General features: G+C 31.3%; 24 protein-coding genes, 8 tRNA genes and 1 pseudogene. 12 read left to right on the top strand and 21 right to left on the bottom strand.

What is annotated here, in order from left to right; all coding sequences use genetic code 11:
- Nucleotides 1-35: 35 nt before the first annotated feature.
- Together CLHOM_RS12585 and CLHOM_RS12590 are read right to left on the bottom strand one after the other, a co-directional pair.
- Nucleotides 36-1,010, bottom strand: a complete 975-nt coding sequence (locus CLHOM_RS12585; protein WP_052222055.1) for a beta-ketoacyl-ACP synthase III — start codon at nt 1,008-1,010, stop codon at nt 36-38.
- Between the two features lie 4 nt (nt 1,011-1,014).
- Nucleotides 1,015-1,485, bottom strand: a complete 471-nt coding sequence (locus tag CLHOM_RS12590) for a MarR family winged helix-turn-helix transcriptional regulator (RefSeq protein ID WP_052222077.1) — start codon at nt 1,483-1,485, stop codon at nt 1,015-1,017.
- A gap of 317 nt (nt 1,486-1,802) precedes the next feature.
- Here CLHOM_RS12590 and CLHOM_RS12595 point away from each other — a divergent pair, with 317 nt between their 5' ends.
- Genes CLHOM_RS12595 through CLHOM_RS12605 form a run of 3 tightly spaced genes read left to right on the top strand, consistent with a single transcriptional unit; the run spans nt 1,803 to nt 4,797 of the window.
- The gene (locus tag CLHOM_RS12595) at nt 1,803-2,804 is read left to right on the top strand and encodes a DnaD domain protein (protein ID WP_052222056.1); all 1,002 of its coding nucleotides are present in this window, start codon (nt 1,803-1,805) and stop codon (nt 2,802-2,804) included.
- Nucleotides 2,797-3,789, top strand: a complete 993-nt coding sequence (locus CLHOM_RS12600; protein ID WP_052222057.1) for an ATP-binding protein — start codon at nt 2,797-2,799, stop codon at nt 3,787-3,789. Before CLHOM_RS12595 ends, CLHOM_RS12600 begins: the two co-directional genes overlap by 8 nt.
- Before the next feature lie 48 nt (nt 3,790-3,837).
- Nucleotides 3,838-4,797, top strand: coding sequence for a DnaD domain protein (locus CLHOM_RS12605; protein WP_052222058.1), 960 nt, complete (start codon nt 3,838-3,840; stop codon nt 4,795-4,797).
- A 46-nt stretch (nt 4,798-4,843) separates the two neighbouring features.
- On the opposite strand, the gene CLHOM_RS12610 is transcribed toward CLHOM_RS12605, so the two are convergent.
- The 9 genes and pseudogenes from CLHOM_RS12610 to CLHOM_RS12650 form a co-directional block, all read right to left on the bottom strand.
- Nucleotides 4,844-4,919: transfer RNA gene (locus CLHOM_RS12610), tRNA-Thr, on the bottom strand.
- Nucleotides 4,920-4,925: 6 nt separating this feature from the next.
- Nucleotides 4,926-5,002: transfer RNA gene (locus tag CLHOM_RS12615), tRNA-Asp, on the bottom strand.
- Nucleotides 5,003-5,018: 16 nt separating this feature from the next.
- Nucleotides 5,019-5,094, bottom strand: a tRNA-Val gene (locus CLHOM_RS12620).
- 10 nt (nt 5,095-5,104) lie between these two features.
- A tRNA-Glu gene (locus CLHOM_RS12625) sits at nt 5,105-5,179 on the bottom strand.
- Nucleotides 5,180-5,190: 11 nt separating this feature from the next.
- Nucleotides 5,191-5,266, bottom strand: a tRNA-Thr gene (locus CLHOM_RS12630).
- Nucleotides 5,267-5,272: 6 nt separating this feature from the next.
- Nucleotides 5,273-5,349 (bottom strand) — tRNA-Asp (locus CLHOM_RS12635).
- Nucleotides 5,350-5,365: 16 nt separating this feature from the next.
- Nucleotides 5,366-5,441: transfer RNA gene (locus tag CLHOM_RS12640), tRNA-Val, on the bottom strand.
- A 10-nt stretch (nt 5,442-5,451) separates the two neighbouring features.
- Nucleotides 5,452-5,526, bottom strand: a tRNA-Glu gene (locus CLHOM_RS12645).
- Between the two features lie 169 nt (nt 5,527-5,695).
- Nucleotides 5,696-6,513, bottom strand: a pseudogene (locus tag CLHOM_RS12650) (pyruvate, water dikinase regulatory protein).
- A 173-nt stretch (nt 6,514-6,686) separates the two neighbouring features.
- Between CLHOM_RS12650 and CLHOM_RS12655 the strand changes: the two are divergent.
- Nucleotides 6,687-7,922: a BaiN/RdsA family NAD(P)/FAD-dependent oxidoreductase gene (locus tag CLHOM_RS12655; protein ID WP_052222059.1), complete on the top strand. Its 1,236-nt coding sequence runs from the start codon at nt 6,687-6,689 to the stop codon at nt 7,920-7,922.
- 56 nt (nt 7,923-7,978) lie between these two features.
- On the opposite strand, the gene CLHOM_RS12660 is transcribed toward CLHOM_RS12655, so the two are convergent.
- The 5 genes from CLHOM_RS12660 to CLHOM_RS12680 all read right to left on the bottom strand — a co-directional run bounded on the left by CLHOM_RS12660 (nt 7,979) and on the right by CLHOM_RS12680 (nt 15,115).
- The gene (locus CLHOM_RS12660) at nt 7,979-8,731 is read right to left on the bottom strand and encodes an acyl-[acyl-carrier-protein] thioesterase (RefSeq protein WP_052222060.1); all 753 of its coding nucleotides are present in this window, start codon (nt 8,729-8,731) and stop codon (nt 7,979-7,981) included.
- Between the two features lie 13 nt (nt 8,732-8,744).
- Nucleotides 8,745-9,581: a methyl-accepting chemotaxis protein gene (locus tag CLHOM_RS12665; RefSeq protein ID WP_052222061.1), complete on the bottom strand. Its 837-nt coding sequence runs from the start codon at nt 9,579-9,581 to the stop codon at nt 8,745-8,747.
- A 408-nt stretch (nt 9,582-9,989) separates the two neighbouring features.
- Complete coding sequence (locus CLHOM_RS12670; RefSeq protein WP_052222062.1) at nt 9,990-10,181, bottom strand: DUF1858 domain-containing protein; 192 nt, start codon at nt 10,179-10,181, stop codon at nt 9,990-9,992.
- Nucleotides 10,182-10,289: 108 nt separating this feature from the next.
- Nucleotides 10,290-12,908, bottom strand: coding sequence for a beta-barrel domain-containing protein (locus CLHOM_RS12675; protein ID WP_052222063.1), 2,619 nt, complete (start codon nt 12,906-12,908; stop codon nt 10,290-10,292).
- The gene (locus CLHOM_RS12680; RefSeq protein ID WP_052222064.1) at nt 12,905-15,115 is read right to left on the bottom strand and encodes a peptidase domain-containing ABC transporter; all 2,211 of its coding nucleotides are present in this window, start codon (nt 15,113-15,115) and stop codon (nt 12,905-12,907) included. The genes CLHOM_RS12675 and CLHOM_RS12680 overlap by 4 nt, the downstream gene beginning before the upstream one ends.
- A gap of 171 nt (nt 15,116-15,286) precedes the next feature.
- On the opposite strand from CLHOM_RS12680, the gene CLHOM_RS12685 reads away from it, so the two are divergent.
- From CLHOM_RS12685 to CLHOM_RS12700, 4 genes are all read left to right on the top strand, one after another.
- Nucleotides 15,287-15,757 (top strand): GyrI-like domain-containing protein, encoded by a 471-nt coding sequence (locus tag CLHOM_RS12685; protein ID WP_052222065.1) that lies wholly within the window; start codon nt 15,287-15,289, stop codon nt 15,755-15,757.
- A 71-nt stretch (nt 15,758-15,828) separates the two neighbouring features.
- Entirely contained in the window at nt 15,829-16,071 is a 243-nt protein-coding gene (locus CLHOM_RS12690) for a hypothetical protein (RefSeq protein ID WP_052222066.1), read from the top strand.
- 16 nt (nt 16,072-16,087) lie between these two features.
- Nucleotides 16,088-16,345 carry a hypothetical protein gene (locus CLHOM_RS12695; RefSeq protein ID WP_052222067.1) on the top strand — a complete coding sequence of 86 codons (258 nt, stop codon included), beginning with the start codon at nt 16,088-16,090 and terminating at the stop codon, nt 16,343-16,345.
- A gap of 393 nt (nt 16,346-16,738) precedes the next feature.
- Entirely contained in the window at nt 16,739-16,936 is a 198-nt protein-coding gene (locus tag CLHOM_RS12700) for a hypothetical protein (RefSeq protein WP_052222068.1), read from the top strand.
- 681 nt (nt 16,937-17,617) lie between these two features.
- On the opposite strand, the gene CLHOM_RS12705 is transcribed toward CLHOM_RS12700, so the two are convergent.
- From CLHOM_RS12705 to proC, 3 genes are all read right to left on the bottom strand, one after another.
- Nucleotides 17,618-18,901: an adenylosuccinate synthase gene (locus CLHOM_RS12705; RefSeq protein WP_052222069.1), complete on the bottom strand. Its 1,284-nt coding sequence runs from the start codon at nt 18,899-18,901 to the stop codon at nt 17,618-17,620.
- Nucleotides 18,902-18,943: 42 nt separating this feature from the next.
- Nucleotides 18,944-20,356 (bottom strand): NAD(P)/FAD-dependent oxidoreductase, encoded by a 1,413-nt coding sequence (locus CLHOM_RS12710; RefSeq protein ID WP_052222070.1) that lies wholly within the window; start codon nt 20,354-20,356, stop codon nt 18,944-18,946.
- 121 nt (nt 20,357-20,477) lie between these two features.
- Nucleotides 20,478-21,281 carry a pyrroline-5-carboxylate reductase gene (gene proC / locus CLHOM_RS12715; RefSeq protein WP_052222071.1) on the bottom strand — a complete coding sequence of 268 codons (804 nt, stop codon included), beginning with the start codon at nt 21,279-21,281 and terminating at the stop codon, nt 20,478-20,480.
- Between the two features lie 161 nt (nt 21,282-21,442).
- Between proC and proB the strand changes: the two genes are divergently transcribed.
- The 4 genes from proB (at nt 21,443) to CLHOM_RS12735 (ending at nt 25,427) form a co-directional block, all read left to right on the top strand.
- On the top strand, nt 21,443-22,576 hold the full coding sequence (gene proB / locus CLHOM_RS12720; RefSeq protein ID WP_052222072.1) for a glutamate 5-kinase: 1,134 nt from the start codon (nt 21,443-21,445) through the stop codon (nt 22,574-22,576).
- Nucleotides 22,577-22,592: 16 nt separating this feature from the next.
- Nucleotides 22,593-23,843: a glutamate-5-semialdehyde dehydrogenase gene (locus tag CLHOM_RS12725; RefSeq protein ID WP_052222073.1), complete on the top strand. Its 1,251-nt coding sequence runs from the start codon at nt 22,593-22,595 to the stop codon at nt 23,841-23,843.
- A gap of 32 nt (nt 23,844-23,875) precedes the next feature.
- A complete protein-coding gene (locus CLHOM_RS12730) occupies nt 23,876-24,688 on the top strand; it encodes an alpha/beta fold hydrolase (protein ID WP_052222074.1) in 813 nt (270 codons plus the stop codon).
- 178 nt (nt 24,689-24,866) lie between these two features.
- Entirely contained in the window at nt 24,867-25,427 is a 561-nt protein-coding gene (locus CLHOM_RS12735) for a biotin transporter BioY (protein WP_052222075.1), read from the top strand.
- Between the two features lie 61 nt (nt 25,428-25,488).
- On the opposite strand, the gene CLHOM_RS12740 is transcribed toward CLHOM_RS12735, so the two are convergent.
- Together CLHOM_RS12740 and CLHOM_RS12745 are read right to left on the bottom strand one after the other, a co-directional pair.
- Nucleotides 25,489-26,475, bottom strand: a complete 987-nt coding sequence (locus CLHOM_RS12740; RefSeq protein WP_052222076.1) for a biotin--[acetyl-CoA-carboxylase] ligase — start codon at nt 26,473-26,475, stop codon at nt 25,489-25,491.
- A 109-nt stretch (nt 26,476-26,584) separates the two neighbouring features.
- Nucleotides 26,585-26,835, bottom strand: a 251-nt coding sequence (locus CLHOM_RS12745) for a group II intron maturase-specific domain-containing protein (RefSeq protein ID WP_278321738.1), incomplete at its 5' end; no start/stop codon positions are given.

Raw genomic sequence — 26,835 nt, forward strand, 5'->3', positions numbered from 1 at the left:
ATTTAAATTTTATTATAAAATTAAGCTTTAAATAGCTAACTCCACTCAATTAATTGTGCACCGAAGGTAAGCCCTCCGCCAAATCCTACTAGAATTATTTTATCCCCACTTGATAGCAAACCTTTTTTATTAACTTCATCTAAAGCTATAGGAATACTTGCACCAGAAGTATTTCCATATCTGTCTAAATTTATATAGAATTTTGAATTGTCAACCTTAAGCTTTTTAGCAACAAACTCAATTATCTTAGCATTTGCTTGATGAGGAATGATATATTTTATATCTTCAAGAGTATAAGGAGTATCCTTTAATACTTCCTCAATGCACTTAATTACTATTTTTGTTGCAAATTTAAATATTTCTCTTCCGTTCATTGAAACAAAGTTTTTAGTATCATTATTAGATTTACAGTAAGGATTATTTAGCTGCACCGCAGGTAACACAAGATGTTCTCCTCCAGTACCATCAGAACCTGTATATAAACTTATTATCCCTTGCTTGTCACTTCTTTGAAGTACAGCAGCTCCTGCTCCATCTCCAAATAATATGCAGGTGTTTCTATCTTCCCAATTTAGTATTTTAGATAGAGTTTCTGCCCCTATAACTAAAGCTGTTTTTATCTGTCCTGTCTTTATAAACTGAGTAGCTATGCTAACAGCATAAATAAATCCTGTACAAGCTGCACTAACATCAAAGCAAGTAGCATTTTTCGCTTCTAACTCCTTTTGAACCATGCAAGCTGTTGATGGAATAAAATTATCTGGTGTTGCTGTGGCTACTATAATTAATTCTATATCCTCAGGACTTATACCAGCATCCTTTATTGCTCTTCTAGCTGCCTCTACTGATAGCATTGAGGTTTCTTCCCCTGTTGAAACTCTTCTTTCCCTTATTCCTGTTCTTTCTACTATCCATTCATCATTAGTATCTACAAGCTTTGATATATCTTTATTTTTAACAACATTATCTGGAGCATAGCTTCCAGTTCCTAGTATTCTCACTTCAAACATAATATTATTCCTTCTCACTTTGATTTTTTATTAAATATTTCTTTGTGAAGAATGCATTTAGTTTACTTAGCGCAGTAGTTAATATTTTTTCTTCATCCTCCGATAAATCTTCAATAGTTGCTGCAATCATGTCAGAATGAAATTTTTCATGTACTCTATAAGCCAATTTGCCTTTTCTAGTAAGTATAATTTTTACAACCCTTCTGTCATCTTCACATCTCTGCCTTTGCACATAACCTTTTTTAACCAAATTATTTATGGCCGTTGTAAGTGTTCCCACAGTAATTCCTAAATCGGCGGCCACCTCTGACATGGTTCTTGGATTATACATTCCAATGGTGTCAATAGTATGAACCTCTGTTACTGAAAGGTCATTTAATTTCCCAGACTTCAAGGCTGATTGCTCTATAGTTAAAATGTCATTAAAGGTGTCTACTAGTAATTCATTTAGAACAGCTTTTATAGACTTTCCCACCATATCACACTCTTTCCGTCCATTGATTACTCAATAATATATACTTCGATAATCAAATATTTTGATAATCAAAGTATATATTATATTTAATAGTCTGTCAACGTGAAGTTAATCTTTTTTGTAATATACCCAAAATTTAGTAAAATATATTATTAATATGATTTTTATTTAATAATTTTATTTTATTGTATATAATATACAGTGATTAAGAGTATATTTGATTTAGTTATTCATTGAGATAAACTCTACATTTTGTTATAATTAATAATTAAAGCTACTATATATAGTGTTATGTAACTTAGAAAGGGTGGGGTTTAATGAGCACTTTCATGTTTAAATACAAAAATAGTGAATTCACTCCTGTAAGTAATATATTTATAGATAAATTTATGTCAAAAGCAAGAGGAGAATATATTAAGGTATATCTTCTTGGTCTTAGATACTGTCTTGCTGGTGAGCTCGGTGCTAACTCTTTTAGCCTTGCAAACACCTTAAACTTACTTGAAAGCGATATTATGAATGCTTGGGATTATTGGAATGAAGAAGGAGTTATTAAAATAACTGAAATAGATTCCTTGGGCAATTATTCTATAGAATTTTTAGATCTTAATTCAACCTTAGAGGAACCTAAGGAAGATATTAATCTTTTATCAGAGCTAAAAAATAGCTCGATTAAAGATATGATGGAAGATATAGAAAAACTTCTAGGTAGACCTTTATCCAGCAAAGAAATTACCTTATACTTAAGCTGGCAAAAGGATTTTAATTTTTCTCCAGAATTAATACTTCTACTAATTCAATATAGTGCATCTAAGGGTAAAACCGATTATAGATACATGGAACGGATAGCAATTTCTTGGCATGATGCTAAAATAAAAAGTATCGATGAGGCACAAACCTTTATAAAAGCAAGAGAGGATAAATGGCTAAATATGAAAAAGATACTAAAGTATTTAGGCATTCAAAACATGGATATAATGAAACCTCAAGAACAGATGATTGAAAAATGGCTTGATATATACAATTTCCCACTTGAGATGATATATAAAGCTTGTGATATCTGCTTTGAAAGAATAAATAAATGCGACTTTAAGTATATTGACGGAATCTTAAATAGCTGGTTTAGAAACAATATACAAACTCTTAAAGATGTTGAAACGAAATCTAAAACTAAACCTAAATCAGGTTTTAATAAAAACAGTAATTACATAAATTATAACAATAATTCCTCATCTAATACCTTTACTAATCGTAAGCAAGGTTCTTATAATATAGATGAAATAGAAAGAAAACTATTAGGATGGGATAATAATGATTAAGGGGTACAAAGCTCAAATATTAAATATATATGAAAAAATTAGAGAAGAAGAGTTAAACCTTTCAAAAGAAAGAAGGAAGGAAATCATCGAAAAACTTCCTGATGTTATAGAGATTGAAAAGCAAATAAGTAGATTATCAATTGAATTATCCCTGTCCTCTTTTAAGCCAATAAAAAATAGAGATTTATATATTAGTAAACTTAGAGAGGAAATAAACGACTTGAGAATAAAAAGATCTGAACTCCTTGTATGTAATGGATATCCTATGGATTACTTGAATCTTCATTATAGATGTACTAAATGTAAAGATACTGGTTTCATAGGAACTACTCCTTGCAGCTGTTATAAGGAAAAACTTGCTGAAATCTACTATAATAGTTCTGACCTTAAATCAGTATTAGAAAGAGAAAGTTTTGATAACTTCAATTTCGATTTATTTTCTAAGGAACGCAGTGATAATTACCCTTCTAGCCCTAGAAAGAATTTAGAGAACATAGTAGAAAATTGCATGATTTTTATAAACTCTTTTCAATCTAATAAGGATAATATTCTTTTTTATGGAACTCCTGGCACAGGTAAAACCTTTTTAACTCATTGCATTGCTAAAGCACTATTAGATAGCGGTTTTTTAGTGGTCTATAGAACTGCTAATAGTTTGATAAATGACCTTAGAAAAATAAGATTAGAGCATGATAGTAATCTTGAGGATTTATTACTCAATTGTGATCTTTTGATTATTGATGACTTAGGTACTGAACAAATTACTAATTTTACTCTCACTGAGCTGTTTAACTTAATTAATGAGAAATTACTACGAGAAAAGAAGATGTTAATTTCAACAAACTTCACTTTAGATGAAATATTAAAAACTTATTCTGATAGAATAACTTCAAGACTTCTTGGCAACTTTACTGTTCATAACTTTTATGGTAATGACATAAGGATAAAGAACAATTTAGATAAAAAGAATATAGCTCTTAAGTGATTTATAGTAAAAAGAAAAAAACTTTAAGATAGGTAAAGGTGATTCACCATGATAGATGAACAAATAGAAGTAGAAAAAATTATTGAGTATTATAAAAGAGAAATAGATAGTAATAATGAACAAATAGAAACTATAATTAATAATTTCTTAAATAGAATAGATTGCTCCGTAATAACCCTTGCTGTGGACTATGCTATATTAAAGAATAAAAAAGAAGCAAGTTTTATTATAGATACTTTAAATCAATGGATAAGATTCGGTCTTACTACTACTGATAAGGTTAAAGACCACTTAGGCTTATCTTCAACCTCTTCTAACAGTCTAAGCAACTCTGAGGAAGCCTATTGTATGATAGAAGATATTGAAAAAGATGAGATCATAAGATCGCTTAAAAAGAAAATAGGCAATAGGATAGGCATAGAAAAGGAACTTTTAGATCTATTTAAAGAAGTAGAACCTAAAGTAGTGACCTTGTGTATAGATTATTGTAGTAAAAATAAAAAAGCTAGTTTACCTTCTTTTATGAAAACAATAAATGAATGGAAAGCGGCTGGATTAACTACATCAGAAAAAGTAGAGATTTTTTTACATGATAACAATATAAACCTAAACTACACTTCTAAGAACATAAAGCCTAATAATGTGGTGGATAGCAAAAACAAGAAAACAGGATTAAAAGTTTCTAAATCCGATTTTGGAAAAGTTAATACTATGGAAGACAGGTTTAATGGCAAAATTATTAAAGAGGTTGTTAAAAAAACAGTATTTAATGAAGATTCTTTTAATCAAATAGAATATTATTATAGAAAATACTTTAATGACGATAATAATGAAGTAGCAAATATCAGAGAATTCTGCAGTGAAATAGATAATAGTATTATTTTCAGGTCCCTAGTGTATGCTAAAAGCATAAACAAGAATAATTATAAATACTTAGAAAGCTTTGTACATAGACTAAAAGAGAAAAATATATTTACTCTACAGGAACTTAATAATTATTTAAATTAGTTCCTGACAAAAGAAAAAAACCTTAGATTAAATTCTAAGGTTTTTTTGGTGCTGGCATCAGGAATTGAACCCGAAACCTACTGATTACAAGTCAGTTGCTCTACCTATTGAGCTATGCCAGCGTATTATGGCGACCCAGAAGGGGCTCGAACCCTCGACCTCCGGCGTGACAGGCCGGCACTCTAACCAACTGAGCCACTGGGCCACAATTTTAAAATTTGTGGTGGGCACAACAGGGCTCGAACCTGTGACCCTCTGCTTGTAAGGCAGATGCTCTCCCAGCTGAGCTATGCGCCCACAAATTTAATGGTGACTCCTAGGGGAATCGAACCCCTGTTACCACCGTGAAAGGGTGGTGTCTTGACCGCTTGACCAAGGAGCCTTATATTTTATTGGTGCTGGCATCAGGAATTGAACCCGAAACCTACTGATTACAAGTCAGTTGCTCTACCTATTGAGCTATGCCAGCATATTATGGCGACCCAGAAGGGGCTCGAACCCTCGACCTCCGGCGTGACAGGCCGGCACTCTAACCAACTGAGCCACTGGGCCACAATTTTAAAATTTATGGTGGGCACAACAGGGCTCGAACCTGTGACCCTCTGCTTGTAAGGCAGATGCTCTCCCAGCTGAGCTATGCGCCCATAAATTTAATGGTGACTCCTAGGGGAATCGAACCCCTGTTACCACCGTGAAAGGGTGGTGTCTTGACCGCTTGACCAAGGAGCCTTATTATATTCTGCCTTGCGTAAAGTGGCTATGCTTTCACACCCGACGAAGAATATAATACAATAAATTTAATATAGTGTCAACACATTTTGTACATTTTTTTATTTTATTTAATCTATTTGAGAAATTTCGCACACTTATTTTGAAATTTATCTAGTATATAGATAATCTACTTATTATCGAAATCATATCCTATAGTTTCCATAATTATTAAGGCAGTATCTTCAATAGCTCTTTTAGTTACATCTATAACTTTGCATCCTAGTCTTCTCATAACCTTATCAGCAAATTCTAATTCTTCTAATATTCTTTCTCCATTGGCATACTCAATTTCCTTAAAGGCAGTCTTTATCTTTATCAATCTATGTTTTCTTATTTCCATAAGCTGTATAGGATCTATAGTTAATCCTACGATTTTTTTCTGTCTATTTCAAACAAATCATCTGGCAAAGGTATTTCCGGCATTAAAGGTATATTTAAGGCCTTAATTCCTTTATTAGCTAAATACATGCACAGTGGGGTTTTAGAAGTTCTCGAAAGACCTATCAGTACTACATCTGCATTTTTTAATCCATTATAGCTTTTGCTGTCATCGTATTGAATTGCAAACTCCATAGCTTCTATTCTTCTAAAATAGTCATCATCCATTTTCCAAACTGCTCCCGGTTTGTAATCCGGATGTTTTCCTATCATTCTAGAAATTGTACTTATGCATGGTCCTAGAATATTTATTATGTTAATTCCTCTTTGAATACATCTTTCAACAAGAAATTCTCTAACATCCACTAATACAATGGTGCTTACAATTAAAATATTTTTAGGGTCTTTATCTTTTAAATTATTCATAAATTCTATAACGTCTTCGGTGCTTTTTATATATGGAACCCTTTGAACCTGAATATCTCCATTAAACTGGTTAGCAGAAGCTTTTGCTACAAGTCCTGCAGTTTCACCTATGGAATCTGATACAGCGTATATTATTAGCATAATAATCTCCCCCTGTTTTTAGGCAAATTTAAAATACCTTATGATAAAATCATAAGTGTCTTTTATCCATATTACAACATATTGTTTATTAAATATTTAATTTTTATGTGTTTTTATGTGGTAAAATAGAATGAAATAAAAATTTATCTTTATAAGTCAAAGGAGAGATTATTTTGATGCATGAACTCATAGTAGTCGGTGGAGGAGCATCTGGCATTGCAGCAGCGATTACAGCTAAAAATCTTGGAATTGACGTGGCAATACTTGAGGGAAACAGTAGAATTGGCAAAAAACTTCTTACCACAGGTAATGGAAGATGTAATATTGCTAATGAATGTACTGATCATAGCAGATACCATAGTGAAACTCCTAATTTTTTTGAACCAATCCTAAATTCCTTTAATCTTTTAGAAACTAAGAACTTCTTCAATGAACTGGGATTGCCCTTAGTTACCTTAGAAGATGGTAAAATGTATCCTATGTCTCTTCAAGCTTCTTCAGTTGTTGACATTTTAAAAGCTTCTTTAGAGGAAAAGGAAATTCCCATTTATTTAGACACCAAAGTAACTGATATTAAAAAAGAAAAAAAAGGCTTTACTATATCATCTAATTCACCAGAAAAATATTTTTGTCATAAGCTTATAATATCCTGTGGAGGAAAATCTGCACCAAATACAGGTTCTGATGGCTCTGGATATTCTCTTGCAAAAAAACTCGGACATAGCATTGTAACTCCAATGCCTGCTCTAGTTCAGTTAAAATTAAATTATACAAAACTAAAAGCCTTATCAGGAGTTAAATTTGAAGGTTCCTGTGATATTTTAACAGATGGAAAAACAGCTAAAAAAGAATCTGGAGAGATTTTATTTACGGATTACGGAATATCCGGTCCCCCTATTCTTCAATTGAGCAGAATAGCTTCAAAGGCACTTTCAAAGGGATCAAAGGTAACTTTAAAAGTGGATATTATAAATAACATGAGCTTTCCAGAATTAAAACTCTTCTTAGAAAATCACTGGGGAACCTTTGGATACAGAAGTATCTACGATTCTTTTATTGGAATTATAAATAAAAAGCTTATTCCTATAATTTTAAAGGAAGCCTTCATTAATAACATACATAAATGCTGCTGGGAACTAAGCTGGAAAGAAAAAGAAGCTATTTATTCTCTTCTAAAAGAATGGGAATTTACTGTTATAGACACAAATGGATTTGCAAACTCTCAGGTAACCGCTGGCGGAGTAAACTCCTCAGAATTGGACCCCAATACTCTTCAGTCAAAGCTAATTCCTAATCTCTATTTTACTGGTGAAATAATAGATGTAGATGGTGATTGCGGCGGTTTTAATCTTCAATGGGCATGGTCCTCTGGAGTAACAGCAGGAAAACATGCAGCTGAAAATAGATAATGCAAAAAATAGATCAGAGATTAGCTTTAATCAGCTAATCTCTTTATTACTTTCTATCAGCATTTATTTTTTTGCCATACAGTTTCTCCCAAAGTAATTCCAACTTCATCCTGATTAACGATTTTATGAAGAAAAACTACCTTATCATCACTAAATACTGAATCAGTTTCTATTTTGATACTTTCTCCATATTTAGTTTCCTTTTTATATATAATTTTTATGTTCTTTAAAGTATAATTTAACACTATGTCTAATGGTACACTTTCAATAAGCCATGCTGCATATTTTTCATTATTAACATGACCATTTGTGTCTATGTCACTATATCTTGTCTTAAACTCAACAACATTTTCTATTTTGGATAACTTTTTCATATCTTCAATTTTAATTATTTCATTATTTTCTCTTATTCCATATGCTTCTAACAAGTCTTCGATGACTCTTATAGGTTTTCTCTCCTTAATATCAATCAAAAGCCATATAGAATTAGCCTTCGCTAGTACATTCCCCTCATAGTCCCTTATTTCAAACTTTCTGTAGGCGTAAAATTTATTGGCTCCACAGGGTTCTGTTCTCACTATTATTTTTTCACCATATGAAGGATATTTTTCTATATGTATGTCCCATTTATAAAGAATCCAAGCCATATTATTTTTTATCATATAATCTATTCCAATACCTAAGGTTTCACTTTGGTAGGTAGCTATATCATTAAAATAATCTATTAAGCTTGTCATAAGGGCTTTTTTTCTATAATCTACTTCATAATAATGTATTTCATATTCTTTTTCTGTTATTTTTCTTACCATTATTAATACCTCTTTAAAATTTAACTGCTATGTTTTCTAATACCTTTGCAGTTTGATTTATTTCATTTATAGCTGCTGTAATTTCCTCTAAAGCAGCAGCCTGTTCTTGGAAATTTTCATTAACTTTGCCTACATCACCAGTAACAGTAGCTACAGATTTTTGAATTTCTTTTATTACGTTCTCAATTTTCTTTATAGATTGACTGCTTGAGCTTGATAACTTTCTTATCTCTTGAGCAACTACACTAAATCCTCTACCAGCATCTCCAGCTCTAGAAGCTTCTATAGCAGCATTTAGACCCAAAAGATTTGTTTGATTGGCTACATTCCTTATAAACTCCAGAACAGAATCTGTATCTCTAGTCCTATCATTGGTATGATTCATATTATTTAAAATGTTTTCACTTGATTTTCCCGATTCTTGAATACCAGCTGATATGTTGCTTATTGCAGAAGTAATTTGATTTAAAGACTCAGACAAGTTCTTAGATAATTCAAATATCTCTTCTTGTTTCTTTAGACTTTTAGCAATTGCAATATTACCTACTATTTTGCCTTGATCATCTGATATTGGGATAGCTATGGTTTTTATTGGAACTCCATAAACTTCCTTTGGAACAACAGCATTAATAACCTTCTTTTCATGAATTGCCCTATAAGACCCACTGCCTGGAGATAGCTTGTCTCCCGTTTTTCCCTTCATTGGAATGTTAGTATCATTAACAAGCTTTAAACAATATTCGGTATTATTGATTCCAAATATTGTATCATCCTCTAAAATAATTTTTAATTGTGGAATAAGCTTATTAAATGCATCCATTGTTTCGTTTTGTTCAATAGCTGTAATCATACAGAACCTCTAAACCCCCTATAAATTTATTTCCCTACTAATATTTATTATTCCACATAATAATTATATACTATTTATAAAAATAAACCTATATTTTATATAATTTTCTTTAATTAGGAATAGAAGAAAAATGCGATGCATTTTTAAAATTGACAATGCACAATGGACAATTGACAATGAAGGATGTTTTGCTAAGGCAAAACTAGATTTTATATTGCAGCAAAGCTGCAATTATTAAAATTGGTAATTAAGCTCTGCTTAATTACTTCCTTCATTGTCCATTGTCAATTTTCAATTGTCAATTTATAGGAATTTTACGTCGTAAAATTCCTAATTTAAGACAAAAAAATAAAACTGCCTCTATGTAACTGCAGTTTTATTTTTAACTTGATATTTAAAATATCAAGATTATAGGTCTTTATTTAAAGCTTCTAATAACTTTTCAATATCCATTCCGTGAACCATAGCTGCTTCTGCTAAAGTTTCGCCTTGTGCTGAAGGACAGCCTACGCATCCCATTCCAAAGCTCATAAGTATAGCTGGGCTACTTGGAAAATTTCTTACTATTTCACCAATAGTCATATCCTTAGTTATCTTCATAATTTTCACCTCACTTTATTATCTGTTGATATTATACCATAATTGTCGGAATTAATAAAGAATATTCAATAATAGAGTTTATAATATTATTTACAAGAAACTTCTTATCTAATCCTTCAAATTTATTTTTTCCAGTAAATAATATAGAATTTTTTTACGCTTAGTTATTACCTGTGCTTCACAATTCATGCCTATCTTTAGTTCTCCTTTTTCACCTTTGTAGCTATATAGAGGTCTATTTTCAATTTCAGATTCTACTAAATAATAACTTATTCCTGACTGCTGATCTACTCTAGAGTCTGTACCTATTTTTGTAATTACACCACTTAGTTCACCATATTCTTTGTATGGTAGTGCTTCAAAGTGATATTTTACGCTATCTCCCAATTTAATACTTGCAATATCTTTATTTGATAAGTATAGCTGAACCTTAAATTGAGAATTATCTTCTGGAACAATTGTTGCTATTTGTGTACCTGGTTGCAGCAACTCTGCTACATTTATTTCATTAATTATATGGATAGTTCCATCAATAGGCGCTCGTACAACACAATCTTCTAAATTTAGGTTAGCTACTTTAAGATTTTTTTCTATTTCACTTACTTTTTCTTTATTCGCTTTAATATTCTCATCAAGCTGAACTATGTTATCTGTTTCATACTTTGACAAGGTTATATTAGAAAGTTCAAGTGCTAAAGCGTTCATTTCAGGATCATACTTATTTTTCTCTAAATTAAAATATAGATTCTCTAGACTTTTTTTGCTTTCGTCAATTTCTTTATTAATGTTTAAGTCTCCAGAATTTGTATACTTCTGCAGCTCAATTTCAGCGATTTCTAAAAGAAGTTGAGTACTTTTAATCTCTCTTTGAATATTAGTAATTACTGTATTCCTTTTATCTATTAACTTTTTTACTAAGCTTTCCCCCTGGTTTATTGCAGCGTCTAATTTTCTAATATTATTTTGATAATCTATAAATTTATAATAATATTCACTATTTTGAGCTGTAAAAAGGTTTGTGTTTTCATTTATTGATTTCTCTAAGTTTCTTAAATTATATATAGTATTTGATACATAGTTTATTTTACTGCTACTTGAATTAGATGTAGCTTGCAGCTGTCTAATTAAATCTTCATTATCTTTTACACTCTCATATAGATTTAAAAGATAATCGTTTTTATACTTTAAAACATCCGTTTGAGCATTTTGATATGCATATAGCTTATTATTAACAACTACAATTGTATCTGAATTAGTAGAATAATTCTTATCTAATATTGCAGCATCTAATTTTTTCTGATATATATCCACATTATATTTGTAATCTAAATATTGCTTAGCGTAAATTGAATCATTATTTCCAAATAGATTAGTATTTTGAATAGCACATTGCTTCAAAATATTTAAATTGTCTAAATTTTCTTCTGCCTTCTGAATATCGTTTGCACTTGCACCAGCAGTATTATTTAAGACATTTAAAGCGGCTGTGGCCTCCTCTATACTTTTTTCAACACTTATTAAATATTGATTTTTATATTGTTCTAATTGTAATAGCGCTGATTGTACTGCATTATCTTTACTAGTAGCATTTGTTGAGCTATAGCTTGATGTTGCATTATCAAATTCTCTCTTAGCTTGCTCTTCAACCTTTTTTAGTTTATCTAAATTGTATGAATAACTAACATACTGATTGTAATATTTGTCATTTTGCGTTGAAAAGAGATTATTATTCTCTTTAACAGATCTAATTAAAAGATTAAAATTTGCAATATTATCATTTGCAGTACTTATTTTTCTTGAAACCTCACCAGAGTTTATGCTTAATTCTGCAAGATTCGCTGAGTTTTCGTTTATAGTATTTTGAATATTTATCATGTATTGATTTTTATATTTTTCTAGTTCAAGCTTTGATAGCATTAAGGAAACATTAGCATCATCAAGTTCATTTTGAACATCCACAGCACTTTGCTTTTCTTTTTCCTTAACATTTTCTAAAGCTATTTTTCTCTGCTCAATATCATTCTGAATCTTTTGAATGGATATCTTATAATCATCGTAACGATTAGAAAATAAACTATCTTGTCCCAAAAATGTATTTACATTTTTATTTATTGCTTCCTTAAGTTTTGTAAGCTTATTAATACTTTCCTCAGCTTTATTTATTTGACTTTCTAAGTTTTTTGCATTTAAGGATTTTTCATTTTTGCTTTGTTTTAGTTGTAATTCAGTTTGCATAGATTCTAAGCTAATTTTTTTAGAATCTATTTCAAACTTTTTATATTTATAGTAAAATTCTTTTTCTTCCTGTAACTCTAAATTAAATAGATTTTTTTTATCAAAAATACTTTGTTTAAATTTTTCTAAGTTTTTTAATTCTGTATTTAATTTTGAAAATTCAGTATCTAGTGTATTTTTTTCAACATTTAGATTACCATAGTCAATAGTATAAAGAATATCCCCCTTAGATACCTTTTTTCCTTCTTCAAGATAACTTGCAGAAACATTTCCTCCCACTTTATTGACAATTGAACTAATCTTTTCATTAGGTCGTACACTTCCTTTAGATTTTACCACTATATCAATTTTGCCAAAGTATGACCAAATTATAGCAATGGATAGAATTGCAATTAATATATAAGCAAAAATACTTGTGAATCTATAAGGTCTTGCTTCAAGAATTTCTCTACTATCAGTAATATCCCCTAAATTTTGTACTATCTCTCTCATGCTAAAATCACCTCTTTTGCACTTACTGCTTCATAGTTATCTGGAAGTTGATCTCTCCACAATTGAAAGTACCTGCCTTGCTCTTTCATCAAAGAGTTATGTGTACCATATTCTACTATTTTCCCTTTTTCCAAGACACATATTTTATCACATCTCATTATGGTACTAAGTCTATGAGCAATAATTATAGTAGTAATATTTTTACTTAAATCATACATGGTTTTTTCTATTGCTTTCTCTGTTATAGAATCTAAGCTGCTTGTAGCTTCATCCATAATAAGTATTTCAGGAGTTCTTAATATAGCTCTAGCAATGGCTAGCCTTTGTTTCTGACCACCTGAAAAATTAGAACCATTTTCCTCAACTAATGTATCATACCTTAGAGGAAGAGAATTTATAAAGTCATGAATTTTAGCTTTTTTACAGGCTTCGATTATTGCTTCTAACTCTAAAGAGGGATTCCCTAGCGAAAGATTTTCAGTTATAGTACCACTAAATAGAAATATATCTTGAGATATACATGCAATTTTATCTCTTAGAATTTCTATGTTTATATCCTTAACATTGTATCCGTTGATTAAAACTTCACCCTTTTCACACTGATAATAGTTCATTAGTAGCTTGGATAAGGTTGTTTTACCTGAGCCACTTTCCCCTACAAGGGCTAGTTTTTCTCCGGGCGCTATTGAAAGACTAATATTCTCTAATATAAGCTGTCTAGTTCCATATCTAAAATCTACATTTTTAAATTCTATTTGTCCAACTAATGAAGAAGGCTTTATCTTCTTGTCCTCATTTGGTGCTTTTTCAAGGCCTAAATCTAAAATTTCTCCTAGTCTGTCAGCTGCAACTATTGCCGTTTGCAGTTGAGTTTGAAGATTTATTAAGTTTTCAATTGGATCTAAAAAATATGCTAATAAAGAGTTAAAGGCTAATAATTCACCTACAGATAGCCTTCCTTCCATGCATTCATAAGCTCCTATCCAAAGTATTGCTATTCCGAATATTGATTTTACTGTCCCCTTTATGGAAGCTTGTACATTGTTTATAAGGCCGTTTTTAAAAACACTTTTTATAAGTTTAATAAATCTTTTTTCTGTTTCAAAATTTACTTCTCTTTCAGCATTGAAAGCTTTAATTGTCTCTATCCCATTTAAAGATTCCACTAAGTAAGAAGTAATTTTTGAATTATCTTCCATAGTCTCTCTATTTACATCTTTGATTGCTTTATTAAAAGAAAAAACTATAATTGCATATAATACCACTGGAATTAAAGTAATTCCAAATAATAAATGATTTTGTGTATATAAAATTACTGCTCCTGCTATTGCCATTAAAGTGTCTATCATGATACTTAAAGTGGCTCCTGAAATTGCTTCTCTTATTTTTGTAGCATCATTAAATCTAGATACTATTTCTCCAACCTTTCTAGTACCAAAAAAGTTCATAGGTAATCCGATAACATGTTCATAATATCCGAGCATCAATGGGATATCTATCTTCTGAGCTAAGTACATAAGAAGTTGAGTCCTAAAGGCATTTAATAGTATTTTAAATATATTTAATGCAATAACACCAATTGAAAGAATATGTAGTGTTTTTTTTAAGCTATATTGCAAGATATCATCTACCAGTACTTTAAAATAAAAGGATCCTAAAATACCAAGCAAAGTAAAAATTAAAGAGGTAAAAAATATATTTATAAGTAAGCCTTTTTGAGGCTTTAGCAATCCTAAAAATCTAGAAAATAAGCCTTTTGTCTCATCTCCTTTTTTAAACTTAGCAGAAGGTACTAAAAGTATTAAAACCCCAGTCCATATTTTAAAGAAATCTTCTGGCTTATATTTAACTATTCCCTTCCCTGGATCTGCAATAAGTAATTCCTCTTTATTGATTCTATGTATAACCACATAATGTAACAAGTTTCCTTCCATTACAACATGAGCTATAGCAGGAAGTGGAAACTGTGAAAATATATCATCTGGCTTTGAAGCCTTCACTCCCTTTGCAGTAAAGCCTAAGCTCTCAGCTGCTTTAATAACTCCATAGGCACTTGTACCAAGTTTATCTGTACCTGCAACTTCTCTTATCTTAGATATTGGTATACTTAATCCATATTGCTTAGATATAGTTGCCAAGCATGCTGCTCCACAATCTTTGAGATCATGTTGCTTTATACATGTATACTTTTTAAATGGATTTTTCATGTTTTCCTCCTAAGTATGTGTATATTAATTTAAATTTTTTAAAATTTTTACATAAATTTATTTTACACTATTTACAAAAAAAAAATAAAGATGTTATTATATTACATATGAAAATTTTGTTAACATTTATATGCAATTGTAAAATTATACACATAAAGGCAGGTGTTTTGAATGATTTTAGAAAAACAAGAGTTAAAATTAAGTAATTTAATATCCCTAAGAAAAAAAATGACCCAACAAGAAATGGTTTTAGAAATGAAAAAGCTTGGAGAGTACATAAAAGAACAAGGTTCTGAAAAAAATGGTCCTGTGCTAACAGCTACTTTTGGAATTGAACAAAGAGGCTTTGAACAAATTCTGGACATAGAAATACTTATACCTTTAAATAAAGAAATTGAAGCAATTAATACTTATAAACTAAAAAAAGAATTTTTCTTAACAAATGCATTAAAAATAACACATATTGGCAATCCTGTACTGTTGCAAAATACTTATAATGAGTTAAATGAGTATATACAAGAAAAATGTGTACAACCTATAACAGCTGCTTATAATGTTACACTAAAAGATATTGTAGATTCGTCAAAGATGGATGAAGCTGTAATTGATATTTACATTGGATTGAATCCAAACAAACTTTAGGTAATAACTTCTTTAGGGCCCGAGGAAGTTTATTATAAAATTATATAATTCAATTTTAGGAGGTTTAAATTATGGAATTAATTTTAGATTCTCGTTTTGATTCGTTAAGTTTCACTGAACTAAACGAAATCAATGGTGGAGTAAACGGGTGGCAAGTTGCTGCTATAACTGTTGGTGCTGTGGCATTTGCATTTGCACCAGTAATAGGCGCTGCAGTATTTGCAGGTGGCGGTCTTGCATCTGCTGGATTAGGTGCTGCTTTTGGTGCTGCAGCAGGTGGGGCTACAATTATTGATGAAGCTTTAAAATGGTAATGAGGAGGATTTAATTATGAGTGCTACTTTATTAACTTATTCTAATGATTTTGAATGTTTGAATGACTATGAGCTACAGTTCACTAATGGAGGAACTGTCTTTGGAGCTATCGCAGGAATCTGCACTTCTGCAGCTGGTGCATGTGCTATAGTTGGTGGAGCTTATGCTCTACAAGGTGCTGCTGCTGGTGCTACTTTAGGACCTATTGGTGCTATTGCTGGTGGTGTTATAGGAGTTATTGCTGGAGCAATGATTACGTATAATAACATTTAGTTAGTATTTAATTATGAATAAAAAATTAAGTTTAGGTGTTTTAATAATAGGTATCTGGTTCATATTTATTGGTGTCATAAAAATAATTAATAGCGAGCTAAGAAACATTTCTACCAGTTACCACCTTTCCTCATTATTAATTATGCTTGCTGGAGTCATTCTAGTAGTTTCTTCGTTTAAGATGCCTAAAAACTAGACTAACCCAGAAATAGTACAATACTTATTTATTACCTATTCACAACGTAGTTTACAATTACGTAACATTATAAACTGCGTTGTGAATCAACTTTATTATATGGTATAAATAGTATTATTAGAATACATAAAATCTAACTTATTGTAAATTACGAGATGAGCTAGATTTAAAATACAACTTTAAGGAGGTACAATATCATGAAACATAAGTGGTTTATAGCATCTAATATATTCTCTATATTAGCTGGCTTCTTTTTCTTGCTTTCCTATTTTATTGACAATACTAATGTACTTTATTGTATATCTGGTATTTTATTTTTAATTGGAGGTACACTAGGTTTGCATATATCTATAAAAGCATTAAAGACTACTAAAAGTAACTCAAATAAGTCCTAATCCCATTAGTGCTATTTCCTCAATATAATAGACATACTAAAACTCGTTATATTTGATTCTTTCTTATAATAGCTTGTTATTTTTTAATATACTTACTTTTTAGCTAACTTACTATAAAATTCTTCATGGATTAGGTAACCAATAGAATCATGTATTCTTTGCCTATTATAAAATATTTGAGCATACTCAAATACAGCTGACCAGTATTACTACAAGTTTTAAAGTTTTTTACATAGAGTACTTCAATTCGTAATTTGAGTGCAGTCCTCCAACCATGCTATACTAAAGCCAAGTTTGGATCAAGAAGTTTCCTAGCTTATGTTGAGCAGCCAGCATACAACTAAATAAACTCAATTAAGAAAAATACACCAAAATATTTACCAGAGTATATTATAACGGACTTTTGCTTATCTTCTTTATAATTCTTAATAATTCCTGGGAGGGACTTGCCTAAATATTTACTTCCCTCCTTCATGTTTTTAAATATCTGAAAATATATATAGACAATAAGTGTCATGACTTTATGAAAAATAATAAGAAAACGGATACTCTCCAGCACTCCACTAAGGTACCAGGCACATCTCCCAAAATGTAGATTTTGTTTAACTGACTAAAGAAAAAGTTCACAGTAATCTGTTCCACCTATTACTATGAACTTTAATATATCATTTATTATTTAAATTACAAATCGCCAACCTCTATTGTTTGATTTCTCTTAGGTCCAACTGATACTATAGATACTTTTGTTCCTGTGAATTCTTCTATTCTCTTTAAATACTTTTTAGCGTTCTCAGGTAACTCCTCGTAGCTTCTAGCATTTTGTATACTATCATCCCAACCATCAAGTTCTTCGTATATTGGCTCACATTTAGCTAAGTCTTCTAGTGAAGCTGGGAAATAATCTATAACCTTACCTTCAAATTTATATCCTGTACAAACTTTAATTTTTTCTATTCCAGCAAGAGTATCTATTTTAGTAACAACAAAGCTTGTAAGACCTGAAATTCTAGCTGTGCTCTTTAATATTACAAGATCAAGCCATCCACATCTTCTAGCTCTTCCTGTTGTCACTCCGTATTCATGGCCTTTTTCTCTTAAGTATTCTCCCATTTCATCTTCTAATTCAGTTGGGAATGGTCCTTTTCCTACTCTTGTAGTATAAGCCTTAGCGATACCGACTGCTCCAGTTATTACAGTAGGCCCTATACCAGCTCCTGTACAAACTCCTCCAGCAATTGTATTTGAAGAAGTTACGTATGGATATGTACCATAATCTATATCAAGTAATGATCCTTGTGCCCCTTCAAATAATACGTTTTTGTTATCCTTTATTTCCTTATAAATTCTTACAGATATGTCTGTAACAAAAGGTTTTATTCTCTCTGCGTAAGCTAAATATTCGCTATATACTGCAGTAAAATCCAGCGTTTCCCCTCCATAAAGACTGATTATAGCATTTTTGTCTTCAATGTTTTGCTTTAGTTTTCTTTCTAAAACCTCTTTATTAATTAAGTCGCATATTCTGATTCCGCTTCTTTCAACCTTATCTGTATAACATGGTCCTATTCCTTTTCCTGTAGTTCCAATATCATCCTTGCCTCTTGCTTTTTCCTTTAAGCCATCAAGTATTCTATGGTAAGGCATTATTACTTGCGCTCTATCGCTTATTATAAGCTTATTTGGAATTACTTTAACCCCTAATTCTTCCAAGTAATTAATTTCATCAAATAGAGCTTTTGGATCAATTACAACTCCATTACCTATTACATTTAACTTATCATCGTATAATATGCCTGAAGGTATTAAATGCAACTTATATTCCTTGTCTCCAACTATTACAGTATGTCCAGCATTATTTCCTCCTTGGAATCTGACAACCACCTCAGCTTTTTCAGCAAGGTAATCTGTCATTTTTCCCTTTCCTTCATCGCCCCACTGGGCACCTAGCACTATAAATGCTGCCATGAAATTTCCTCTCTTTCATTATAAAATATTACTTTACAAAATTTATTTTGAAGATTTATCTACTATGTCCCTTGCAACTATTACACCAGTAACTGAAGCTTGCATAAGTCCTCTAGTCATTCCTGCTCCGTCACCAATAGTGTATAGATTTTCAATTTCAGTTTCAAACTTATTGTTTGTTTCAAATTTACTTGAATAGAACTTTACTTCAACTCCATATAATAATGTGTTTTTGCTATAAAGTCCTGGAGCAATCTTATCGAAAGCTTTTAAAGATTCAATAATTGAAGTTAAATGTCTTTGAGGAAGCACGAAGCTTAAATCTCCTGGAACTGCTGATTTTAATGTAGGTCTTGTAGTAGATTTCTTTAACCTAGCCTCATCAGTTCTTCTTCCATTTAATAAGTCTCCTAATCTTTGAACCATTATTGGTCCACCTGTTAACATATTTCCAAGCTGTGCAATATACTTACCATAATCTATTGGTTGATTAAAAGGCTCTGTAAAACTTGTAGAAACAAGCATTGCAAAATTAGTATTCTCAGTTCTTAATTCTGCCTGTGAATAGCTATGCCCATTTACTACAGCAATTTCATCATCATAATGCTCTTCTGACACTACTCCACCTGGATTCATGCAGAAGGTTCTTACTTTATTATCAAAAGTATCAGAGTAATAAACAAGCTTTGCTTCATATAAGTCTTTAGTTAAGTGATCCATAATAGAATTAGGAACTTCTACTCTAACACCAATATCTACAGCGTTATTTTTAGTGCTTATGTTGTGTTTTTTTGCCTCTTTAGAAAGCCATTCTGCTCCTCCACGTCCTGGAGCTACTACAACATATTTTCCCCTAACTTCTAATTCACCTTGTTTATTCTTAAAAACTATTCCAACAGCTTTTTTATCTTCAACAATTAACTCTTTTGCTTCACTTAACTCACAAAAATCTGTTTTTGTATTATTTATTAAATGGAGGTACATGCCTTTTAGAACATCATAAGCTAGCTCAGTTCCAAGATGTCTAACTGGGCATTCTACTAATCTAATATTATGCTTACTTGCTTCGTATTTAATTTCTTCTACTCTTTCATTATTTAATCCATGTACTGTTTCATTTGCTCCAAAGCTTAAGTATATCTTGTCACAGTAATTGATTAACTCCTGAGATTCTTCTTCAGAATAATATTCTAAAATTCTTCCACCTACCTCTGGGCTAAGAGAAAGCTTCCCATCTGAAAAAGCTCCAGCTCCTGACCATCCAAAGGTAATTCCGCATGGATTACAGTTTACACATTTTCCTGTATCTCTTGCTGGGCACTTTCTTTTTTCAATACTTCTTCCTTTATCTATTATCAAAACATCTAATTCTGGATTCAACTTTGTAACTTCTAGAGCAGTAAAAATACCTGCTGGGCCTGCTCCAATTATTATGACATCATAAATATTTTTCAATATTCATCCCCTCCCTATACATAGTATCAAAGCTCTATTATTTAGTCAATATTGAATACGAATTATTAAATGATGTTTCTGTTAAACATTCGTATCGTATCAAATTATACAATTTCCATTTTTATTTGTTCATGTTTTTTGCTTTATCTACACATTTTTCCATAGCCTCTATAACTGCTGCTCTCATTCCGCCTTTTTCAAGAACAAATACAGCTTCAATAGTAGTACCTCCAGGTGAACAAACATCATCCTTTAAGCTTCCAGGATGTTTACCTGTCTCTAATACCATTTTTGCTGAACCGTAAACTGCCTGAGCTGCCATTTTGTATGCTTTATCTCTTGGAAGCCCCTTTAAAACAGCTCCATCTGCTAAAGCTTCAATGAACATAAAAACATATGCTGGAGAAGAGCCTGTAAGTGCAGTAACAGTGTCCATGTGTACTTCTTCAATTACTTCAACCTTACTGAAGCACTTAAATATCTTTTTTATTTCTTCTAATTCTTCATTTGTTACATTTTTGTTAGGACATAAAGCACTCATACCTTCTCCTACCAAAGCTGGAGTATTAGGCATTACTCTTACTATCTTTCTTTCCTTACTTCCTAAAAAGCTTTCAGAATTCTCTATGGTTATACCTGCAGCTATAGTTACAATTATAGTATTTTCATTTATGCTTTCTTTTATTTCACTTATTACATCTTTATATTTATTTGGCTTTACAGATAAGAAAAGTATATCTGAATTCTTTACTACATCAATATTATTCTTTCCTATTAATATATTAGTTTCCTCTTTAATCTTTTCTAGCTTAGCTTTATCTGGATCGCCAGCAATTATGTTTTTTCCTTCAATTAAATTAGATTTCACTATCCCCTTGATCATTGCACTTGCCATGTTTCCACAGCCGATAAATCCTATTTTCATATCATATAGCCCCCTATTAAATTGAATTCAATATTACTTTTGTGATATAATTTGTTAAATTAACAATATACTTATTATACACCTTTTACCCTAAAAATAATTAATTTATTGTCTAATTTAATAGAAAAAGGGGGCAAAACTGTTTAACAGTTGATAAAAACATGAATAATTCTAGACTTGAATACTTAAAAAACGTAAAAAGGATTGTAGTTAAGGTTGGTTCTTCTACTTTAACACATTCAACCGGGCTGCTTAACTTAAGCAGAATTGAAAATTTAGTAAGGCAGTTTTCAGATGCTCATAATCGTGGAATTGAGGTCATACTAGTATCATCTGGGGCTATAGCAACTGGTGTAGGTAAGCTTGGGCTTAAAGAAAAACCCAAAACCATTCCCGAAAAGCAAGCTTGTGCTGCTGTTGGTCAAGGAATTTTACTTCATATGTATGAAAAACTTTTTTCTGAATATGGAAAAATCGTTGCCCAAATACTTCTCACTAGAGAAGATATATCTCATAGAATGAGATATTTAAATGCAACTAATACCTTTTATGCTCTACTTGAACAAGGGGTTATACCTATAGTAAACGAGAATGATGCTATTGTGGTAGATGAAATAAAATTCGGAGATAATGATACTTTATCTGCTATGGTTGCTAGTCTTGTAAATGCAGATTTACTAATATTACTTACTGATATAGATGGACTATATGATTCTAATCCAAAATTAAATCCAGAGGCAAAATTTATTAGTCATGTAAAAGAAATTACCGAGGAAATAATCGCCTCAGCTGGTGATGCTGGCAGTTCCCTTGGAACTGGTGGAATGATAACTAAAATTCATGCGGCTAAAATAGCAACTTCTTCAGCTTCCTCAATGATCATAGTTAATGGGGATGCTCCTAATGTAATTAAAGAAATACTAGATGGTAAAGAGATAGGTACATTCTTTGAAGCACAAAACAGGCCCCTAAAGGCTAAAAAACACTGGATGGCATTTGGAACAAAGCCAAATGGAAATATAATTATTGATAATGGTGCTGAAAAAGCATTATTAAAATCTCATAAGAGTCTTCTGCCAAAAGGAATACTTTCTGTTCAAGGTACTTTTTCTGAAGGCTCGGTAGTATCTATTTTAAATTCCAAGGAAGAAGAAATTGCTCACGGTATAACAAATTATAATTCTTCTGAAATAGATGCTATAAAAGGTTTGAATTCTTGTGACATAGAAAAAAAGCTGGGCTATAAAAATTATGATGTGGTAATACACACAAATAATATGGTAATATTAAATTAGGAGGAAATTTCATATTATGGATATAAAGGAATATGTTATCGAAAAAGCAAGTCTTGCAAAAACTGCAGCTAGAAAAATGGCTATATTAAATACTGACACTAAAAATAATGCACTACTGGCAATGGCTGATGCATTAATAAGTAATATGGACACTATTATTGAAGCTAATGGTGTTGATATGTCCTTTGGAAAAGAAAAAGGCTTATCCGATTCTCTACTAGATAGACTTATGCTAGATAAAAAAAGAATTGAAGCCATGGCTCAAGGTCTAAGAGACGTAGCTTCTTTGGATGATCCAATTGGAGAAGCTCTTAGAATGTGGAAAAGACCTAACAATTTAAAAATAGCTCAAGTTAGAGTTCCTTTAGGTGTTATAGGAATAATATATGAAGCTAGACCTAATGTAACTGTAGATGCTGCTGCTCTTTGCATTAAATCAGGAAATGCAGTTATTCTAAGAGGTGGCTCTGAAGCTATAAACTCAAATAAAACAGTTGCAAGAATAATTTCAGAAGCTGGAGAAAAAGCCGGTCTACCACAGGGTGCAGTTAGTCTTATAGAAAATACAGATAGAGATGCTGTAAATGTAATGTTAAAGCTTAATAAATATATTGATGTAATTATTCCAAGAGGTGGAGCAGGCCTTATTAACACTGTTGTGCAAAATTCAACTGTACCTGTAATTGAAACAGGAGTTGGAAACTGCCACTTATATGTTGATGACTCTGCAGATTTAGCAAGAGCTATAGATATTACTGTAAATGCTAAAACTCAAAGACCTGCTGTTTGTAACACAATAGAAACCTTATTAGTTCATAAGGATGTAGCTGAAAAATTCCTTCCTGAAGTTGCAAAGGTTCTAGGATCACTTGGTGTAGAGTTAAGAGGCTGCCAAGTTACTCAAAGCATAATAACCTGCAAAGCTGCTACTGAGGAAGATTATGAAACAGAGTTCCTAGACTTAATCCTAGCAGTTAAAGTAGTAGATTCTCTAGATGATGCTATAGAGCATATATATAGATACAGCTCTAAGCACTCTGAATCAATACTTACAAATAATTATGCCAATTCTCAAAGATTCTTAAATGAAGTGGATGCTGCCGCTGTATATGTAAATGCTTCAACTCGCTTTACTGATGGATCAGAATTTGGCTTTGGTGCAGAAATAGGTATAAGTACACAAAAATTGCACGCAAGAGGGCCAATGGGCTTAAAAGAACTTACTTCTTCGAAATATATAATATATGGAGAAGGTCAAGTTAGATAAATTTCATTTTAATTTTATGGGAGGTTTATGTTATGCCTTATCAATCTATCAACGGGGTAAATTTATTTTATGAACTTAAGGGGAATCTAGAAGCAGATGAAACCGTGGCTTTTTTTAACGGCGTTATGGCTTCTACAAGTAGCTGGGCTTTTCAAGTACCAGTATTCGAAAAATTGGGCTTTAAGATATTACTGCATGACTTTAAAGGTCAGCTTATGTCCGAAAAACCAAAAGGTCCTTACAGTTTCAAAGAACATGCTAAGGAAGCAAAAGAGCTAATGGATAGCTTAGGCATTAAAAAGGTACATATTGTAGGTACTTCTTATGGCGGAGAAGTTGCTATGAGATTTGCCATGGATTATCCTGAATATGTAAAGAGCATTTCAGTAATAGATTCTGTAAGTGAATTAGATGAGGTTTTAAAATATTTTGTTGAAGGTTGGAAAGCCCTTGCAGAGAGTAAGGATGGTGAAAAGTTCTTTTTTGGCATGATGCCTTCAATTTACGGGAATGACTTTATAAAAGAAAACTTGGCTATGCTAAAAGAAAGAGCCACTGCTTTAAAATCAGTATCTAAAGACTATTTTGAAGGACAAGTAATTCTTTATGAAACTTTTAGAGATGATGTTTATATGACTAATGAGCTAAACAAAATAAAATGCCCTGCTCTCATTGTTTGCGGAGAAGAGGATATTTTGAAACCTAGAAAATTCTCAAAGATAATGGCTGATAATATTTCTAATTCTGAATTTGCTATTATCCCAAGTTCCGGTCATGTTACTATTTTTGAAAAACCTAATGTATTAAATTCTATACTTTTAGGATTTATAATAAAAAATAAATAATCTATTTATGGAATTTATGATAATGGAAGCTAGCTACCTGGCTTCCATTAATAATTTAATATATTATCAACAACAATCTAAAACATATTCTTTTATTTAAGTATTGACAATAGTAGCATCATTATTGTAAACTATTTTTAGAGTACTGGTTTACAATAATATTCGAGGTGATTTACTTATGAAAATAACAACAAAAGATATGATTTTAGTTTCTTTATTTACTGCATTAACTGCCATTGGTGCCTTTATAAAAATTCCATTTACTCCGGCTCCTATTACCCTGCAATTTTTCTTCACAGCTCTAGCAGGAATACTTTTAGGTTCAAAGCTTGGTGCAGCTTCTCAAATTATATATGTTGCTCTTGGACTTGTAGGCGCTCCTGTGTTTACAAAACCTTCAGGACCTTCATATATATTTGAACCTACTTTTGGATATTTAATTGGTTTTATAATATCCGCTTATATAATTGGTAAAGTTGTAGAAACTTATAAAAGTTCTAACTTTCAAAATCTAATGCTTGCTTGCTTATTAGGGCTTTTAGCTATGTATTCTATTGGAGTACCATATTTATATATTATACTTAAATATATATCACATTCTTCTATAACCTTTATGGCAGCATTAAAAAGTGGTTTTATCTTATTTATTCCTGGAGATTTAGTGAAATGTATCGTTACTTCTATTATAGGAGTAAGGGTTGTACCTATTTTAAAAAATCAAATACTGAAAACTTACTAATTCAGCAAATTAGTTCTATTTTGCTAGAGTAACATATAAGGAGCATATATCTTTATGCTCCTTATATATACCCAAAAATTCCTCTAACAGAAACCTCTCCAGAGATTATTTCTTCTACCTTACCGTTTTCAAATTGAACTACTAGTTTTCCTTCATTAGTCAAATCTAAGGCCTTTGCTTTTACACTACTTCCCTTTTCAATTATTTTAATTTGATTACCTATTAAAGCGGAGTTTTCTTTGCATACCTTTATTGAACTTTCAATATTGCCATTATCTAAAAACTCTTCGTATAACTCTTCAAAATTATTTAATATATTTGCTACAAGTTCTTTTCTTTTTATATCATGTCCTTGCTCAATTTTAATTGAGGTAGCAACATTTCTAATGTCCTCTTGGAAATCTTCTTCCTCTGTATTAGCATTTATACCTATTCCTATTACTGCATAATTAACTCTATTTAATTCTGCACTCATCTCCGTTAATATTCCACAGAGCTTTTTCCCATTTAGAACTATATCATTAGGCCACTTAATAAGAGTTTTAATGCCCATTTGTAAAGCAGCTCTGCAAACAGCTGCAGCACCTATTTGAGTTACTTTTGCCATATGTATTGGATCCACTTCTGGTCTTAGTATTATAGACATCCATATGCCCTTATATTTTGGTGAAACCCAGTTTCGTCCAAGTCGTCCTCTACCCATAGTTTGCTCTTCACTAATAACTACAGTACCTTCCTTTTCTCCTTTAGCAGCTAATTTTTTAGCTTCATCATTAGTAGAGTCTATAGATTCTAAATATATAATTTTTCTACCCATAAATTTTGTTTTTAAATTCGGTGCTATTTCTTGAAAAGTCAATCTATCTGGAGAATTTGTTAGCTTATATCCCTTTCTAGATACAGATTCAATATTATAGCCCTCTTCCTTTAATCGCTTTATATATTTCCAAATAGCTGCCCTTGTAACTCCTAAGGCTTCACTTATTTTTTCTCCTGATACAAAACTATTTTCATTCTCTTTCAATAAGTTTATAATCTGCTCTTTCACAAAAACTTCCTCCTTATTCTTGAGTAAACAAGAGCGTCACCGCCCAAGCTCCTCTACAAAACCGTACGTGCCCTATTAAGGCATACGGCTTTTCACATCATATTTCAAATCATATATAGAATAAGCTAACGCTTATTGTCGGTTCTAATAGTGGAAAAGTTTTAAGTAGACCATTATAAAATGATTCTAGAGTATAACTCCTCTTTTGACTTCTTCTATTTAGCCATTTAAAGAGCAGATATTTAACTGTATTTTGATAACTTTTCACACTTCTTGTATTATCAGTTACACCATAATACTGGTAGTGCCCTCTAAGCTTAAGATTAATTTTCTTAATAAGCTCACATACGGGCATTATTC

The organism is Clostridium homopropionicum DSM 5847, from assembly GCF_001263795.1.
Classification (GTDB): Bacteria; Bacillota; Clostridia; order Clostridiales; family Clostridiaceae; genus Clostridium_H; species Clostridium_H homopropionicum.